The sequence below is a fragment of the Citreicoccus inhibens genome (assembly GCF_019039035.1).
GTDB lineage: Bacteria > Myxococcota > Myxococcia > Myxococcales > Myxococcaceae > Citreicoccus > Citreicoccus inhibens.
On sequence record NZ_JAHNZT010000026.1, the window covers coordinates 68,481 to 85,208 of the forward strand.

At 70.5% G+C, this 16,728-nt stretch carries 13 protein-coding genes; 2 read left to right on the plus strand and 11 right to left on the minus strand.

From position 1 onward, the window contains the following. Nucleotides 1-38 precede the first annotated feature (38 nt). Nucleotides 39-2,054, plus strand: a complete 2,016-nt coding sequence (locus KRR26_RS25460; protein ID WP_217081090.1) for a MopE-related protein — start codon at nt 39-41, stop codon at nt 2,052-2,054. Nucleotides 2,055-2,057: 3 nt separating this feature from the next. On the opposite strand, the gene KRR26_RS25465 is transcribed toward KRR26_RS25460, so the two are convergent. From KRR26_RS25465 to KRR26_RS25510, 10 genes are all read right to left on the minus strand, one after another. Continuing rightward, nucleotides 2,058-2,825: a methyltransferase domain-containing protein gene (locus tag KRR26_RS25465; protein WP_217081091.1), complete on the minus strand. Its 768-nt coding sequence runs from the start codon at nt 2,823-2,825 to the stop codon at nt 2,058-2,060. Between the two features lie 52 nt (nt 2,826-2,877). After that, the gene (locus KRR26_RS25470) at nt 2,878-5,181 is read right to left on the minus strand and encodes a WD40/YVTN/BNR-like repeat-containing protein (RefSeq protein ID WP_120209153.1); all 2,304 of its coding nucleotides are present in this window, start codon (nt 5,179-5,181) and stop codon (nt 2,878-2,880) included. 149 nt (nt 5,182-5,330) lie between these two features. After that, nucleotides 5,331-6,086 carry a hypothetical protein gene (locus KRR26_RS25475; protein ID WP_236069173.1) on the minus strand — a complete coding sequence of 252 codons (756 nt, stop codon included), beginning with the start codon at nt 6,084-6,086 and terminating at the stop codon, nt 5,331-5,333. Between the two features lie 133 nt (nt 6,087-6,219). Continuing rightward, nucleotides 6,220-8,415, minus strand: coding sequence for a PQQ-binding-like beta-propeller repeat protein (locus KRR26_RS25480; protein ID WP_217081093.1), 2,196 nt, complete (start codon nt 8,413-8,415; stop codon nt 6,220-6,222). Between the two features lie 82 nt (nt 8,416-8,497). Next, nucleotides 8,498-9,250 carry an ABC transporter ATP-binding protein gene (locus KRR26_RS25485; protein ID WP_120209149.1) on the minus strand — a complete coding sequence of 251 codons (753 nt, stop codon included), beginning with the start codon at nt 9,248-9,250 and terminating at the stop codon, nt 8,498-8,500. Then, nucleotides 9,247-10,206, minus strand: a complete 960-nt coding sequence (locus KRR26_RS25490) for an ABC transporter ATP-binding protein (RefSeq protein WP_120209221.1) — start codon at nt 10,204-10,206, stop codon at nt 9,247-9,249. The genes KRR26_RS25485 and KRR26_RS25490 overlap by 4 nt, the downstream gene beginning before the upstream one ends. Continuing rightward, nucleotides 10,203-11,273, minus strand: coding sequence for a branched-chain amino acid ABC transporter permease (locus tag KRR26_RS25495; RefSeq protein WP_120209148.1), 1,071 nt, complete (start codon nt 11,271-11,273; stop codon nt 10,203-10,205). Before KRR26_RS25495 ends, KRR26_RS25490 begins: the two co-directional genes overlap by 4 nt. Beyond that, nucleotides 11,270-12,229 (minus strand): branched-chain amino acid ABC transporter permease, encoded by a 960-nt coding sequence (locus tag KRR26_RS25500; RefSeq protein ID WP_120209147.1) that lies wholly within the window; start codon nt 12,227-12,229, stop codon nt 11,270-11,272. The genes KRR26_RS25495 and KRR26_RS25500 overlap by 4 nt, the downstream gene beginning before the upstream one ends. 17 nt (nt 12,230-12,246) lie before the next feature. Next, entirely contained in the window at nt 12,247-13,452 is a 1,206-nt protein-coding gene (locus tag KRR26_RS25505; protein WP_120209146.1) for an ABC transporter substrate-binding protein, read from the minus strand. A 119-nt stretch (nt 13,453-13,571) separates the two neighbouring features. Continuing rightward, nucleotides 13,572-14,030: a hypothetical protein gene (locus KRR26_RS25510; protein WP_120209145.1), complete on the minus strand. Its 459-nt coding sequence runs from the start codon at nt 14,028-14,030 to the stop codon at nt 13,572-13,574. Between the two features lie 352 nt (nt 14,031-14,382). Between KRR26_RS25510 and KRR26_RS25515 the strand changes: the two genes are divergently transcribed. Further along, complete coding sequence (locus KRR26_RS25515) at nt 14,383-15,192, plus strand: YsnF/AvaK domain-containing protein (RefSeq protein WP_120209144.1); 810 nt, start codon at nt 14,383-14,385, stop codon at nt 15,190-15,192. A 6-nt stretch (nt 15,193-15,198) separates the two neighbouring features. On the opposite strand, the gene KRR26_RS25520 is transcribed toward KRR26_RS25515, so the two are convergent. After that, nucleotides 15,199-16,701, minus strand: a complete 1,503-nt coding sequence (locus KRR26_RS25520; protein ID WP_120209143.1) for a serine/threonine-protein kinase — start codon at nt 16,699-16,701, stop codon at nt 15,199-15,201. Nucleotides 16,702-16,728: the final 27 nt, after the last annotated feature.

Sequence of the window (16,728 nt, forward strand, 5' to 3'; positions counted from 1 at the left end):
GCACGCGAACACCACCAGAGCGCGGCTATGATGGCCGCATGCAACGCATTGGGTGGATGGTTCCCCTGCTCGCGCTCGCCGCGTGCAAGGACGCTGGCTCGACCCGCGCCGTGAGGGCCACGGTCACGTACACAGGCTTCCTGCCCGGCTGCGTCCGCGTGCTCGCGCGAGACACGGCCACGGGCGAGGAGCGCTCCACCACCGTGGTGGGCAAGGGGACACGCGAGGAGGGCGGCTCGGTGGTGGTGGCCATCTTCCCGCCCGAGAAGTGGGGCAACGCGCTGGAGGTGGAGGCGCGCGCCTTCGAGGTGTCTTGCGACGCGAAGGCCGTGGTGCAGCGCACGAGCGCCGTCACGCTGACGAAGGAAAGCGTCCCGGAGAAGGTCACCCTGTCGCTGGCCGCGACCGACGCGGACCATGACGGCTACGTCAGCGAGCTGACGGGCGGCACCGACTGCTCGGATGTCGATGATGCCATCCACCCAGGCGCCGCCGAGCGGTGCAACGGCGTGGACGATGACTGCAATCAATTGAAGGACGACAACCTGCGGCTCGGTGAGGAATGCACGGGCGTGGGTGGCTGCGGGGGCGTGCGCGCGTGTGGTCCTCAAGGGGACGTCGTCTGCAACAGCCCCGCGCCGCTCCTGGCGTATCCCGACCGCGACCACGACACGCACGGCGCGAAGGGCGCGGTCCCGCAGTCGTTCTGTGACGCCATCCCGCCGGACTTCGTGTCGGCGGTGGGCCATGAGAACGACGACTGCGATGACTCGCTCGCCAACACGTACCCCGGCGCGCCCGAGCTGTGTGACAACGTGGACAACGACTGCAACGGGAAGGTCGATGAGACCTTCGAGCTCGATGCGACCTGCACGCCCGCGCACGACTGCAATGGCCAGTGGAAGTGCGACCCCAACACGCTGGGGCGCACGTGCGCGCCCCAGAGCCCCCTCTCCACGTGGTACCTGGACGACGACGAGGACACCTACGGCGACGACGCCGTCCGGCAGCAGTCCTGCACCCAACCCGCGCACTACGTGGCGCGCGGCGGCGACTGCAATGACGGCAACCCGTTCACGAATCCCGCCGCGAGCGAACTGTGCGACGGCGAGGACAATGATTGCAGTGGGCAGAACGAGCCGGCCGCCATCTGCACCGGCCCGAGCTGGGTCTCCACCATCGTGGGGCCCACCTCGCGCACCTGGTATCAAATCTCTCTCTGGGGCGACCACGGCGTCTGGGTGGCGGGCTTGAGCAGCGGGCGCGCGGTGAAGTCACCAGGCCAGGCCACGTTCACCGTCCTGTCGGGGTCGTGCAGCTCGGAACTGTATGGCGTCTGGGCGGACGACGCGGGGACGGCGTACCTGGGCGGAACGAACGGCACGCTCGTCACGCAGACCCCCTCCAGCACGAACTGCACGCCCCAGCAGCCCACCGGCGTCGGCAGCTACGTGTATGGCCTGGTCGGTGTCCCCTCGGCGTCGGGGCCCGTGCTCTATGGCGCGGGCGGCGAGTTGGAGACCATCGACAACGGGCACCTCTTCACGTGGCAGCCCCCCGCGACCCGGGCGGATGGAGCGAGTATCCCGAATCAGATCATGTATGACATTCACGCGGCCAATCCAGACACCATCACCGCGGTCGGGGGTGACTCGAACACGCCCGTCATCCGACGGTATGACCGCGCCACCCGCGAATGGCGCGCGCAGAGCGTCGCCACCGGCAACAACAAACCGCTGTACTCCGTCTTCGTCGTCAACGAGCGGCTGGCCTACGCGGGCGGCACCAGTGGCATGTTCCTCCGGTGGGACGGCGCCACGTGGACGCGCGTCTCCAACACGCCCTTCGGCTCGGAGCGCATCAATGGCATCCAGGCCTTTGGCGCGAGCTCCATCTACGCGGTGACCGAGGCAGGGAAGATCTACCGGTACAACGGCAGCAGCTGGAGCCTCCTGCACAACGCCTCGGGAAAGCTGAAGTACATCCGAGGAACCAGCCCTGGGGACCTCTGGGTGACCGGCGACGGCGGCCGCATCCTCCACTGGCCCAAGTGAGCCTCAGCTCGCGCGCCGCGCCACCACGAAGCGGCGCGTGAAGCGGAACGGCGTCCCTCGCGGATAGGCGGGGTACGCCTCACGCAGTCGGGGGCGCAGCGCCTCCAGGAACGCGGGGGACTCCTCGGCCCCCAGCGCCGCGAGCACCGGCCGCAGCGTCGTCCCGAGCAGCCACGCCAGCACCGCGTCCTCTCCTGGCAGCACGTGCAGGTACGTCGTCTCCCACGCATCCACGGACAGGCCCAAGCCCGCGAGGAGCGTCTCGTACGCCTCCAGCGTCTCCACTGGCCGGCGGCGCACGGGCGCCACCTTGGACGCGAAGCGCGGCAACGCGCGCACCTCGTCCACGAGCCGATGCGAGGGCGCCTCGAAGTTGGCGGGCACCTGGAACGCCAGCACTCCCTGAGGCGCCAGCGAGCCCGCGAGCCGCGTCAGCAAGCCCGCGTGGTCTGGAACCCAATGCAGCGCCGCGTTGGACACCAGCACGTCCAGCGGCTGGGGCGGCGCCCAGGTGGCGAGGTCCGCGACCTCGAAGCACAGGTTCGCGGGCACCTCGCGCGTCCGCGCCTCCGCGACCATGGCCTCGGAGGAGTCCACGCCCGTCACCCGCGCGCCGGGCCAACGCTCGGCCAGCGCGCGGGTGAGGTCACCCGTGCCACAGCCCAGGTCCGCCACCGTCGCGGGCGTGGCCACGTCCACGCGCGACAGCAGCTCGAAGAAGGGGCGGCTCCGCTCGCCGCGAAAGTGCGAGTACTGCCTCGGGTCCCACATGGTGCCCTCCCGGCTCACGCAGGAGCCACCCCGTTGTAACGCGCCGCACGCGTCAGCGCCGCACGCGCAGCACCTGGAAGCCCTTTCCGCCCGAGCCGAAGCCCTGGACGTTCTGCGCGCGCACCAGCAACTCACCCGAGGGCAGCACTCCCCACATGTCCAGCAGCGCGGGCTCCGCGTCGCTCACCCGCTCGAAGCTCAGCGCCTCCTGCCAGGCCGTCCCGTCGGAGCTGGTGAAGACGTGAACCCGCCCGTCCTCGGGGGCCTGGACATCGCCGCTGTCATCGCGGCTCGTGCTCAGGACCCAGCCACCTCCCGGCAACGGCTCCAACGAGGAGGCCGGGCCGGGCAGCGTGAGCAGCGCATCCACCCGCCCGGTGGAGAACAGACGCAGCAGCTTGGGGTGCTCCGGCTCGAAGAGCGTGGCCTGCCCGAACAGGAGCGCGCCGCTGTCCATCACGGCGCCCGCCGCGCCCGTGGCCGTGTAGCCGCTCAGCATCAGCGCCCACGTGCGTCCCCCGTCGGTGGAGCGCATCACCGCCGAGTGCGCGCGGCTGTTGCCGAAGCTGGCCCACAGCACGTTGCGCGTGGGGTCCGCGAAGAGGGCCACGCCCATGCGCCGGTCCTCGAACGTCGCGCGCACGGTCCACGTGACACCTTGGTCCATGCTGGCCCACAGCCGCACGGGCACGCTGGTGGACGAGAACGTCTGGTACTCCAGGAAGAAGAGCGTGCCTCCCAGCACCGCGAAGGAGTGCGGCGACGCGGCGTGGTAGCGCCCCAAGGGCAGCACATCCGTCCACGTGCGCCCTCGGTCCGTGGAGCGCTGGAGCAGGTACGTGTCCGCCCGGCTCACCTGCGCCAGCAGCGTCCCATCCGCCAGCGAGGTCATCACCCAGAACGCGGCCCCGCCTCGGCCCTGGCCCCGCGCGGTGAACGTGCGCCCGCCATCCACGCTGGCGAACAAGTGCGCGCGGCTCTCGGAGAGGGACACCGCGTACACCGTACCCTCGCCGTCCACCACGAGCGGCTCATGCGTGACATCGGTGTAGACCGATTCCAGATAGGGAATCGACGTGCCCCCGTCCGTCCCGCCATCCGTGGACGAGCCACCGTCAGCGCCCGTGCCGCCGTCCGAGCTGGTGCCGCCGTCCTCGCCGCCCGTCGAGGTCACCGTGGGCATGGCCACGCGCCGCACGTTGCCCGCGACGTCCGCGTCGGAGGCGTCACCAAAGAAGCACGGCACCTCGGAGGAGCCCTCGGGCAGCGTCTCCACCGCGTTGAGATAGCCTTTGTAGCTGGTGCGAGCGTCCAGCACGACGGGCGCGCTGAACACACCACCGCGCAGCACCCGCGCGCGCAGCTGGTAGTTCGTATTGGCCACGAGCATGTGCGTGTAGAAGACATACAACGCATCACCCATGCGAGTGACTGCCGGCTGGATGGCCCAGTTCGGCGTGTCTCCCAGCAGCGTGCGCGGACCGAAGGCGTTCCCATCGAAGTGTCGATAGAAGAGGCGCTCCGTCTCGTCTTTGTAGACGAGGTGCAGCCCGCCGTGGCCGTCGTCCACCGCGCTCAGCGCGGCGCCGTGGTAGATGCCCTCGGGGAACGCGTCCTGCTGGGGACTCCACGAGTTCAGCGGCGCGTCGTCGTCACGCACGCGCAAGCGCGTGGGCTCGAAGCCGTCATGCATGGCGAAGAAGAAGACGAGCTTCGTCCCCACACTGAGCAGCCGCCCGCCCCCGCGCCGCCGCACGCGCCCCAGGTCCGACTGTCGCTGGAACGTGACGCCATTGTCCGTGGAGACCGAGATGACCGCCGTGGAAGCGCCATCCGGCTCCAGTCGGAAGGCCTGCACCCAGAGCCGTCCGCGGGAGTCTCGCGCCAGCAGGGCGCGGAAGAACCCCGTCGCGTCGCTCGTCGAATCAAAGACACGCACCGCGGGCTCGGGCACCCAGGTGTTGCCCGCGGACTGATAGCGCCACCACTGAAACCAGACATCGTGCTGTGACGAGGGCACCAGCCGGGGCCCCTCGTAGGAGTAGATCAAGGCCACGTCGCGGCCCACCGCGACCATGTCCGTCCGGTCCGTGTGTGAGCCATCCGGCTGGATGGGCGCGAACCAACGGAAGGTGCGTCCGCCGTCCTCCGAGCGGAACATCCCCAGGCCCTGGTTGCCAGAGTGGCCCTGCTGGACCGCCATCAACCAGGTGGGAGGTCGTCCCTCGCCTGTGTCGATTCGCACCACGTGCCGCTGCGCCGGCAAGGTGAGCGCGTTGCCCTCGCTCACCGGCATCACGGGAGTACTGCCCGCCAAGAGAACCACCGCCAACAGGGCGCTCGCCAATCCCGTCATCCCACCCTCCCCTGGCCTGCGAGGATGGGTTCAAGACAGGGGGATGCAACCCACGTCGGTCCGGCGACGGACCACCAGCGGACAGGTGCGCGGGCGCCCTGTCCGCGCGTGCACGCATCCCCCAAGGGAGCGTGCACGGCCAGCGTGGACTACTTGCCGCGACGACGGCGCTGGGTGCCCGCGTCGGGGACCGCGGCCGGCTGCTCGGCGGGAGCCGGGGTCGCCTCGACGGCGGTGCCCGCGTCCACGCCCGCGTCCGCCGCGACCGAGCCCGCGCGCTGAATGGCCGGCGGCGGGTTGACGAGCTTCAGCGAGGTGAGGAAGCCATCCGCGGCCGGCGCGCCGATGCCCGGGTTGAAGACCACGAGCAGCGTGTACAGGCGGGGGCCCACGAGGAAGTTGCGAGCCTTCACCTCGCCCACCGCGGAGGACACCGTGTAGGACTTGCCCGGGTAGCCATCCAGCTCGATGGCCTGCTCATCCTTCAGCGTGCCCTTGAGCTGATTGACCAGACCATCGCGGCCCTCGTTGAGGAAGGCCTCGGCCGGACGCGCCGCGATGACCTTCTCCGGGTAGTCCGCGATGCTGGCCGAGTAGGTGATGCCATCCAGCGTCGTGGTGAACGAGGCCGTGGCCACGTTGCCCGCGGGGATCTTCACGGTCTGCCGCTGCACCTGCGGCTCACCCGGCAGGCTGACGACAAAGCCTTCCGGCGCGGTGAACGGCGTCAGCGCCGGCCCGGCCGGCTGCTGCTCCGCGGCCTGCTCGCCCCCGCCCTCGTTGGGCACTTCCTCCACCGACGAGGAGGCCTCACGTCCATTGGTCTTCTGCTGGCTGACACACGCACCGGCAATGAGCGCGAGGGTGGTAATCGAAGCGAGAAGAAGGCGAGACAACGGGCGCATAGGCACGCTTCCTGGTCGGAAAGAGTGGGTGGAACAGAGAGTCTTCGCGGACCCTAGACGAACTGCTCTGTGACTGACTAGCCGAGATTCGAAATGCAGCCAGTTTCCTGGCTGCGAACGCAATCGCCGAACGTCAGGGGCAAGACACCGGCATGGCCGGGTTGCCGCTGTTGCGTGCATCGTGTTGCGGCCGAGGCCAGGGCGCGGTGCTATCCAAGCCTCGGCTGTCGACAATCAATGCGTACAGGGTGCCATTGGCGCCCGGCACATACAGGGTGCCCAGGGACTCTGGCCGGGCGGCGCCCGTCGAGGTGCGCGCGCAGTCCAACGCGGGCGAGCCCGACGGCGCGTCCGCGATGACTCGCCCCACCGAATCCGAGAGGCTCCACAGACGCGTCAGGCTGGCCGCGGACCACGCGGTCACCTCGCCCACGCCCGGCTGCGCCCCCGTCGCCGAGGCGGTGTAGAGCACGCCGCCCTCGCCCAGCACCGGCGCGTTGGGGAACCTGCCGGCGTTCGGCGCCGAGCGCAGCTCGCGCAGGTCCGTCACGCTCACGGCGCTCAGCGCGCCCGTGTCGCTGTTGCTGCGCCCGAAGTACGCGACCCCCGCGCCCGCCTCGGTGCCCACCACCAGGCTCTGGATCTGGCTGGCCTCGGGCGTTGACGGATACGGCTGCACGCCACTGCCATCCGTCACCTGGAACCGCGCGAGGGTGGCCTCCGTGGCCGGCGTGACGCGAGAGCCCACGCTCACGAGCTGCGTGGCGTCCTTCCCCAGCGCGAGGCCCGTCATGGTGAAGCCGATGCTCGGGGACGAGAAGGACGGGGTGCTCGCCCAGCCCGTGCCCCCCAACCGGTAGGCCGCCACCGACACAGCCGTGCCGAGGTACAGGTCCGCATCCATCGCCACGCTCCCTCCACCCAGCGAGGTGCTGGCACCGGATATCGTCTTGATGCATTGGGCCGAGCCCGACGCGCCCCTGGGCCGCACAGCCATCAGGGCGTCACCGTCCGCCAACCCCGCCACCGTCTCCAGGGGGCTGCTCTCCGCGCCCAGCTTCACCTGCATCCAGGCCAGGGCGCCGTTGATGCGCCCGGTGGAGTCCGCGCACTTCACGCTGGGGCCCGCCGCACCATCAGCGGCGCTGTACGCGAAGAGCCCCCACTTGACCTTGAGCGAGCTCTGGCTGGTATCCGCGGCCACATACACCAGCTCTCCGGGCCCGGTGCCCGCGCCCACCAGCGGTCCGCTCGTGATGTTGCCCAGCTCATGGGACCAGAGCACCGAGCCCTCCGGCCGGACCGCGAAGAGGTTGCCCTTGTCGCGCGACGTGCCGAAGAAGACGACGCCGCCCGAGCCAATGGCGGGGCTGGTGCGAATCTCCGTCGTGCCCGCGGCGAAGGACCACCGCCAGCGCGTCACCGGGATGCTCGCCTCCGCGCCGCCCACGTTGCCCACGGTGTCCGCCACCGTCGCCGTGGCGGTGAACGCGCCCCGGAAGTCCGCGAGCGGCGGCACCCACAGCGGCACCGTCACGTCGCGGCAGAAGGCCGCCGCCGCGCACGGGGCGACCTGCGCCGCGGCGGGCGAGAACTCGGCGCCCGCGCCCACGCCACGCACGGAGACGCGCAGCGAGTCCGCCGCCACGTCCGTCGCGTCCGAGCGGATCCGCACCACGGCCGTCTCATCGCGGCGTCGCGCGGTCGGCGCGACCGGGTCCGCGTAGGTGAAGGCCGTGCCCCCATCGATGCTGCTCGCGACGCCGGGCAACAGCTCCACCGTCACCGTGGGCGCCACCGCGTTCACGCGCACCGTCACCGGAGTGGAGCGCGGGCCACCATCCGCCGGGTACGCAGCGGACAGGCGATACTCCGCATCCTCCGCGGGCGGAGACCAGCGCGCGGTGTACGTGCCGGCGTCATCGCCCAGCACGCCCTCCACGGTGCCCACCGCGCCCGCGCCCACGCGCTCGACCACGAACTCGAGCTGCTCGGGGTACTGCTTGTATTGGTCCGCCACCAGCCGCGCGGCCAGCTCGGTCGTGCCGGCATCGAGCGTCGCGCCGCCCGCGGGCCGCAGCCACGACAGCTCGCTGTAGCGGTCCTTGCAGCCCGTGACGGTGCAGGCTTGATACGGCGCGCACGCGGGCGAGCAGGTCTCGGGCTTCTCCTCGGGAGGAGTCACGCCGTAGCAGAGGCCCACCTCGGTGTCGCACTTGAGCGCCGCCGAGGCACAGTCACTGTCCTTGGAGCAGGCATTCTGGGGCTTGCAGCCAGCCAGCGCCCCGAGCGCGAGCAGCACGCCAGCCCCGAGGAGATTGCGCAACATTCGTACCTCCCGACCACGGTCACGGCCCGGCCGTCGTGGATAGCACGGGCCCTGGGGAGGCGGAAGGCAACGCGCGCGGGAGCTACTCTCCCAGGTAGGCGCGCCGCACCTCGGCGCTGTCCAGCAGCGCCTTGCCGGGACCGGCCATCACCACCTCGCCCGTCTCCAGCACATAGCCGTAATGCGCGGCGTTGAGCGCCAGGTGCGCGTTCTGCTCCACCAACAGCACGCTCACCCCCGCGGCGTTGACGTCGCGCAGCGTGCGGAAGATGGTCTCCGTCACCTGCGGCGCCAGTCCCAGCGACGGCTCGTCGAGCAGCAGCAGCTTCGGGCGGCTGAGGAGCGCGCGCGCGATGGCCAGCATCTGCTGCTCGCCGCCGGACAACGTCCCCGCCATCTGCCGCCGCCGCTCCTTCAGCACGGGGAAGAGCGTGAAGTTCTTCTCCATGTCCACCTGGATCTCCGCGGTGTCGCTGCGCAGGTACGCGCCCAGCTCCAGGTTCTCCTGCACGGTGAGGTTGGGGAAGATGCCGCGCCCTTCCGGCGCGTGCGCCATCCCGAGCGGCACCATCTGATGCGCCTTCAGCCCGGTGATGTCGCGGCTGCCCAGGGTGATGCGCCCCGCCGAGGGCTTCAGCATCCCGCTCACCGCGCGCAGCGTGCTCGTCTTGCCCGCGCCGTTCGCGCCGATGAGCGCCACGACCTCGCCCTGCCCCACCTGGAGCGACACACCGCGCAGCGCCTGGATGGCGCCGTACTGCACCTTCAGGCCCTCCACCGTCAGCAGCCCGGGGAAGCTCCGGCGCTCGCCCAGCGTCTTCACCTGCTCGCTCACGCCGCCCCTCCGTGGGACTCCAGATAACTGTCGCCCAGGTACGCCTCGATGACCTTCCGGTCGTTGCGCACCTCGTCCGGCGCACCGCGAGCAATCATCTCGCCGTGGTCCAGCACCGTGATGCGCTCGCAGATGCCCATCACCAGCTTCATGTCGTGCTCGATGACCAGCACGCCCAGCGAGAACTGGTCGCGCAGCTTGCGGATGAGCACCATGAGGTCCGCCTTCTCGCGCGTGTTCATGCCGGCGGCGGGCTCATCCAACAGCAACACCTTGGGCTGCGTCCCCAGCGCGCGGGCAATCTCCAGCCGGCGCTGCTCGCCGTAGGGCAGGTTGCGCGCCTCCTCGTTGCGGCGGTGCGACAGGCCCATCACCTCCAGCAGCGCGTCCGCGCGCTCGGTGATGCGCTGCTCCTCGGCCTGGAACCCCGGGGTGAGGAACAGCGAGCGCCACCAACCCTGCAGCACGAGCGCACCCGCCTGCTCGATGAGCTGCTCGCCCAGGCGCTGTCCGCCGCGCGCGCCCTTCTCTCCACCCACGCCACCCACGCCGCGCAGCGCCGCGATGAACAGCGACGCGGGCAGCCAGTGCTCCTGGTGCGACAGCGTCTCCGCGCGGCACGCCACCTTGACGTTGTCCAACACGGACAGCGCGCGGAACAGGCGGATGTTCTGGAACGTGCGCGCCAGCCCCAGATGGTTGATGCGGTGAGGCATCCACCCGTTCACCCGCTGGCCGGCCACCCGCACATCGCCGCGCGTGGGGCGGTACACGCCGGTGAGGGCGTTGAACGCGGTGGACTTGCCCGCGCCGTTGGGACCGATGAGGCCCTGGAGGTCGCCCTGCCGGATGGTGAGGTTGAAGTCCGTGAGGGCCTTGAGTCCTCCGAACTGGATGCTCACCCCCGCGGCCTCCAGCATCGGGGCCTCCGGCGTCACCTGGACGGGCGCGCTCATGACGTCCCCTTCTTTCGCCGCGCCCACCACTTCGGCAGCACGTCCCAGATCTCCTTCGTCCCGAACAGGCCCTGCGGGCGCGACAGCATCAGCGCCACCAGCAGCAGGCCGTACACCGGCATGCGGATCTGATCGACCTTCTGGGCCAGGCTGCCCTCGGCGCCCAGCGAGGTGAACAGCGAGCGCAGGCCCTCGGGCAACAGCGTGAGGAAGATGGCCGCGAGGATGGCCCCCGTCGTGGAGCCCAGTCCGCCCAGCACCACCATGACGACGATCTCCATCGACTTCACGAAGGTGAACGAGCCGGGGTTGATGATGGGCACGAAGTGCGCGAACAGGCCGCCCGCGATGCCGGCGAAGAACGACGAGATGACGAACGAGCGGACCTTGTAGCCCGTGGTGTCCACGCCCATCGCCTCGGCGGCCACCTCGTCCTCGCGGATGGCCCACAGGCTGCGGCCATGGCTGGAGCCGGCGATGCGCCGCGCCACCAGCACCACCAGGAAGACCCCGAAGTACACCATGCCCACGCCAGAGGTCTGCGGGATGCCGGACAGGCCCAGCGCGCGGCCAAAGGCATCCGTGTTCTGCACCACCACGCGGATGATTTCCCCGAAGCCCAGCGTCACGATGGCCAGGTAGTCACCGCGAAGCCGCAGCGAGGGGAGGCCCACGAGAAAGCCACAGAGCGCGGCGCTCAATCCGCCCACCAGCAGCGCCAGCAGGAAGAAGACCTGGTCGCTCAGGGCTTCGGGCAGGAACGAGATGGCCACGCCCTTGAGCATCAGCGACACGAAGCCGGCCAGGTACGCCCCCACGGCCATGAAGCCCGCGTGGCCGATGGAGAACTGGCCCGTCATCCCGTTCACGATGTTCAGGCTGACCGCGAGGATGATGTTCACCCCCATCACGGACAGCAGATACGTGGCGAAGGGAGAGGCGCGCAGCAGCCACTCGAGCAGCCCGAGCACGGGCAGCGCGAGGAGCACCGGGAGGAGGCCCTTGAGCCCGGCGGGGACCACGGCGCCAGCCTCGGGAACGGTCGTGGCGGAGCGTGCCGTCGTCATACCTTCTCCGCCGCGACGCGCCCGAAGAGCCCACCCGGCTTCACCAGCAGCACCAGGATGAGGAAGCCGAACGCGACCGCGTCACGCCACGTGCTCGCCGCGTAGCCCACCACGAACTCCTCCACCAACCCCAGCACCAGGCCGCCCACCACGGCGCCCGGCACGTTGCCGATGCCGCCGATGACGGCCGCGACGAAGGCCTTGAGGCCCACGTACAGGCCCATCAGCGGGCTCACCGACGTGTCCTTGATGGCGTAGAGCAGGCCCGCGCCCGCGGCCAGCGCGCTGCTGAGCATGAAGGTCAGCGCGATGACCCGGTCCGTCGGGATGCCCATCAGCGCGGCGACCCGGTGGTCCCAGGACACGGCCCGCATCGCCCGGCCAAACCGCGTCCGGTACACGAGGTACTGGAGCACCAGCATCAGCCCCAGCGCGATGAGGAAGCTGATGACCTGCCAGTTCCAGATGACCACGTCCCGGTCCCCGATGATGAGCCACTCGGTCGGGCGGATGATCTCCGGGAAGGCGCGGGGCGAGGCCCCCGGCAGCGCGAGCGACAGCTCATACCCACCGGGCAGCGGCAGCTTGAAGCCCAGGTCCAACTGGAAGCCATACGACAGCGCGAACGAGATGCCGATGGCGGTGATGAGCGCGGTGAGGCGCGGCTTCTCGCGCAGCGGCCGGTAGGCGAACCGCTCGATGAAGAAGCCGAGCAGCGCGCAGCCCAGCATGGCCGCGGCGAAGATGAGCGCCACGCCCCACAGGCTGCTCTGCGCCTGGCGCCCGAGCCCAATCGCGGTGGCATAGCCCATGTAGACGCCGACCATCATGACGTCGCCATGGGCGAAGTTGATCAGCTTGAGGACGCCGTACACCATCGTGTAGCCGAGCGCGACGAGCGCGTAGATGGTGCCAGCGGCGAGACCGTTGATGAGATGCTGGAGAAGCTGCGCCATGCCGGGGTGGGCTCGTCCTACGGGGAGATGGTGGTGACGTACGTCGCCTTGCCGTCCGCGACCTTCAGGACGACGGCGGACTTCACGGCGTTGCGCTTCTCGTCGAGCGACACGGTGCCCGCCACGCCCGGGAAGTCCTTGGTCTGCGCGATGGCCTCGCGCAGCGACGCGCTGCTCGTATCCGGCGCCCGCTTCAGCGCCTCCACCGCCACGCGCGCGGCGTCATAGCCCAGCGCCGCGAGCGCGTCCGGCACGCCGCCGTACGCGGCCTTGTAGTCCGCGATGAACTTCTGCACGCGGGGGTCCGGGTTGTCCGGCGAGTAGTGGTTGGAGAAGTAGCTGCCCTCGATGGCGCTGCTGCCCAGCTCGTAGAGCTTCTCGGAGTCCCAGCCGTCGCCGCCCATCAGCGGCACCTTCAGCCCCAGCTCGCGCGCCTGGCGGGCGATGACCCCCACCTCGCTGTAGTAGCCCGGCACGTAGATGCCGTCCGGCTGCGTCTTCTTGATGGCCGTGAGCTGCGCGCGGTAGTCCGTGTCGCCCTGGCTGTAGCTCTCCGTGCCGGTAATCTTCCCGCCCATCTCCGTGAACTTGCGCGTGAAGACATCCGCGAGGCCAATGGAGTACGCGCTCTTGTTGTCCTGCAGCACCGCCACCTTGTTCATCTTCAGGTTGTCGTGCGCGAACTTCGCCATCACGAAGCCCTGGAACGGGTCGATGAAGCAGACGCGGAAGATGTTCTCGCCCTTCTCCGTCACCGCGGGGTTGGTGGACGAGGGGGTAATCATCGGCACGTTGGCCGCCTGCGCCTTCTCCGCCATGGCCAGCGAGCTGGACGACGCCACCTCGCCCAGGATGAGCACCACCTTGTCCTGGGTGATGAGCCGCGTGACGGCGAGCGCCGCCTCCTCGGGCTTGCTCTGGTCGTCGTAGACGCGCACCGCGACCTTCTTGCCCTTCACCCCGCCCGCGGCGTTGGCCTCCTTGAGGGCCAGCTCCACGCCGTTGCGGGTGGAGATGCCGAACGTGGCCTGTCCGCCCGTCAGCGCCCCCACTTCACCCAGCAGGATGGTGTCCGAGCCCTCCGGCGCCGCGCTCCCCGCTGACTGGCCCGCGGTCGCGGTCGGGGCGCCTGATTCCCCCGATGGAGCGGGCTGCGTCTTCTTCTCACAGCCAGCCGCGAGGGCGGCGAGTGCTGCGAGCAGCATCGGGACGAGTCGGCGCATGCGGGGCTTCCCTCCAAGGAAGATCACGGCAAAGCCCCGGTTTTCTAGGGGAGCCCTCCGCATGGGTCAAGCATGCAGCCGACCCCGGGCTCCGCCGCACGCGCTCGGCGTGCGCCCCTTCAACCCTCCAGGGGTGGGGTGCCCGCGGGGGACCACGCGCCCGGACGTGGCACCACCTCCCAGGGGTGCTCGCGTCCCGACGGGCCGCGTCGGGGCTCGGGCAGCTCCGAGTCCTCGTCCTCGGACGCGACCTCGTCCCCGCCCTCCCGCGCGTGGACGACGAGGGACGTCTGGACCGAGGCCTCCACCTCCCGCCCTGGCGCGGGTCCAAGCTGCGCCCAGGCGAAGGGGGCCTCCGCCTCGGTGCGGCGCCGGCGACCCAGGCGGACGGCCGCGAGCGCGCCCAGGACTCCGGCCACCCAGGCGAGGCCTCGGGGTGAGCGGCGCGCGCGCCTCCTCGCCCCTCCCTGTTGGAGCACGCCCCCCCAGACCGCGGGCGCCCCCACGCCCGCCAGCGCGCCTCCCAGCACGGCCGCCCGCCACCACGCTCGCGTGCCGCTCGCCGTCCTGCTCGCCATGACGTGCTCCCCTTCGCGCGCCCAAGGGGGCGCAGTGCCTGAATCAGGATGGTGAGGCCCGACGGGAAGGCAAAGGCCGCGAGGGGGGGCGCGGGTGCGGCTCGCAAGCCCCCTGCCCCGAGGGGCGCCGACAGACCATCCGCGCCCCCCGACGGTCCGACGGGTGGCCAAGCCGGCGGACCATGCCGCCCCCAGGGCTTATCTCCGCGCCACCTGCGCCCACCTTCTGGCTGATGACGGCGGCAGGCATCGGGAACCACCTCCTCGCGGGGCGCGAGGAGTCGCTGCTCGTGCAACACGGACCCCGGTCTCCGGTCCCGCGCGCCACACCCTGGGACACAAGGAGCCAGTCATGATTCAGCGCAGCGACATCAACGAGGGGATGACGGTCCGCAGCATCGACGGAGAGAAGCTCGGCAAGGTGTTCGCCATCGGCGAGCTGGAGTTCCACGTCGAGCGGGGCATGTTCTTCCCCAAGGACTACCTCGTTCAGTACAGCGAGGTGAGCGACATCCGGGACGGCGAGGTCTTCCTCAACCACGGCAAGGAGATGCTCAGCCGGCTGGCCGGCACGGACGCGGATGGCGCCGTGGGCCGCACCACGCCCCCCTCCAGCACCACCCGCACGGACATCCGCGAGGACGTGACGCCCTCCGCCGCCGTCGCCGAGACCCAGACCGCGGCCATTCCCATCGCGCGAGGCACCGAGCGCGACACCGCGAAAGAGGCGCGCGAGGGCCGCGCGGTCGAGGACATCTCCATCCCGCTGCACAAGGAGCGGCTGGACGTCACCAAGCGCGAGCGCCAGACGGGCGAGGTGCGCGTGCGCAAGGAGGTCATCGAGGAGGAGAAGGTGATGGACATCCCGCTGCGCCGCGAGCGCGTGAGGGTGGAGCGCCGCGAGGTGACCTCGGACCGGCCCGCCATGGGCGCGGCCTTCCAAGAGGAGACCATCGTCGTCCCCATGCGCGCCGAGGAAGTGGACGTGTCCAAGCGCGCCTACGTGGACGAGGAGGTCGTCATCCACAAGGACGCCGTGGAGGAGGAGCGCCACATCGCCGAGCGCCTCCGCCACGAGGACGTGCAGATCCGCACCGAGGACGACACCGAGGGCGCCCGCGCCTTCAAGGCGCCCTCGGAGGATCCGCTCAAGCGCAGCTAGGCCCCCTCAGCGAGACGCCCGCCGCCCACCCGGACGCGTGACCAACCCCTCCGTCCGGGTCACCGGCCTCGCGGGCACGGCCCGCTCCAGGCGCCCCAGCTCGCGCACCCGCTCCGGGAAGAGCTGCCCCGCAAGCCGCGCCAGCTCCGCCTCGCGCGCGGGCGGACACGCCTCGCACAGCCGCTCGGCCATCTCCTGCGCGGTGCGGAAACGCTCCGCGGGCTGCTTCGCGAGCGCGCGCGACAACTGCCGCCACAAGGGCTGCGCGATGCCGGGCGGGCGCGTCAGCGTCTCGTCGCAGATGGCGCGCATGGAGGCCACCTCGTCCGGGCGCTCGAAGGCCCGCGTCCCGGTGAGCGCCTGATGGAGAATGAGGCCCATGGCAAACAGGTCGCTGCGCGCATCCAGCGGCTTGCCCTGCGTCTGCTCCGGCGACATGTAGAGCGGCTTGCCCTTCACGATTCCCGGCAGCGTCACGGTGCGCTGCGCGCGCGCCTTGGCCACGCCGAAGTCCAACACCTTCACGCGCCCGTCAAAGCCCACCATCAGGTTGTGCGGCGACAGGTCCCGGTGCACCAGGTTCAGCGACGCGCCGTCCTCGCCCAGCAGCGAGTGCGCCGCGTGCATTCCGTACAGCCCCTGCACCACCACCGCGACCGCGACCGGCGCCTCGAGCGGCCCCTTCAGCACGCGCAACAGCCGGTCCAGGTCCACCCCGCGCACCAGCTCCATGGCGATGTAGTAGGCGCCCTGCGCCTCGCCAAAGTCATACACGTGCACCAGGTTGGGGTGCGCGAGCCTCAGCCCGATGCGCGCCTCGTCCAGGAACTGCTGCACGATGGCCGGCTCCGAGGTCAGGTGCGGCAGGATGCGCTTGAGCGCCACCAGCCGGCCCAGCCCCTCGGGCCCGCGCGCGCGCGCCACCAGCACCTGGGCCATGCCGCCCGTGCCCAGCGGCGTCACCACCTCGTAGCGCCCGATCCGCCCGCGCATGAGCGGCGTGTCGTCCACGTCCAGCTCATCCAGTCGCTCCAGCGCGGAGCGCCCGTCCATCAGCGCCAGGAAGCCCAGCACCGCCGAGTCGAGCTGCTCGGCGATCGCCTCCACCAGCCGCATGACGAGCGCGCCCCCGTCCTCGAACGCGCCCCGCAGCGTCAGGCCCATGCCGCCCAGGTTCAGCCGCCCCAGCGTGAGCTGCGCGCAGAAGAGCATCCGCCCATCCGCCAGCCGCTGCGGCCCCTGCTGGTGCGCCACCTGGAAGACGTCCGCGCCCAGCTCGCCCATCACCCGCGTCAGCACCGGGCCGCGCGTGCCCCGCAACGACACGAAGCCCGCGTCCCCATGCACCAGCCGCGCGCACTGCGTGAGGAACACGTCCAGCCCGGTGTCGAGGTCCAATCCTCGCTCCAGGCAGTCCTCCAGGATGTCATCCGCCATCTTGTGGACCGCAGTGAGTCCACGAAGAAAAGCGACCTCCTCTTCCACGGAGTTGAATTCCACGGAGGACATTCAACACCTGAAAAGCAGGAGAGCAAA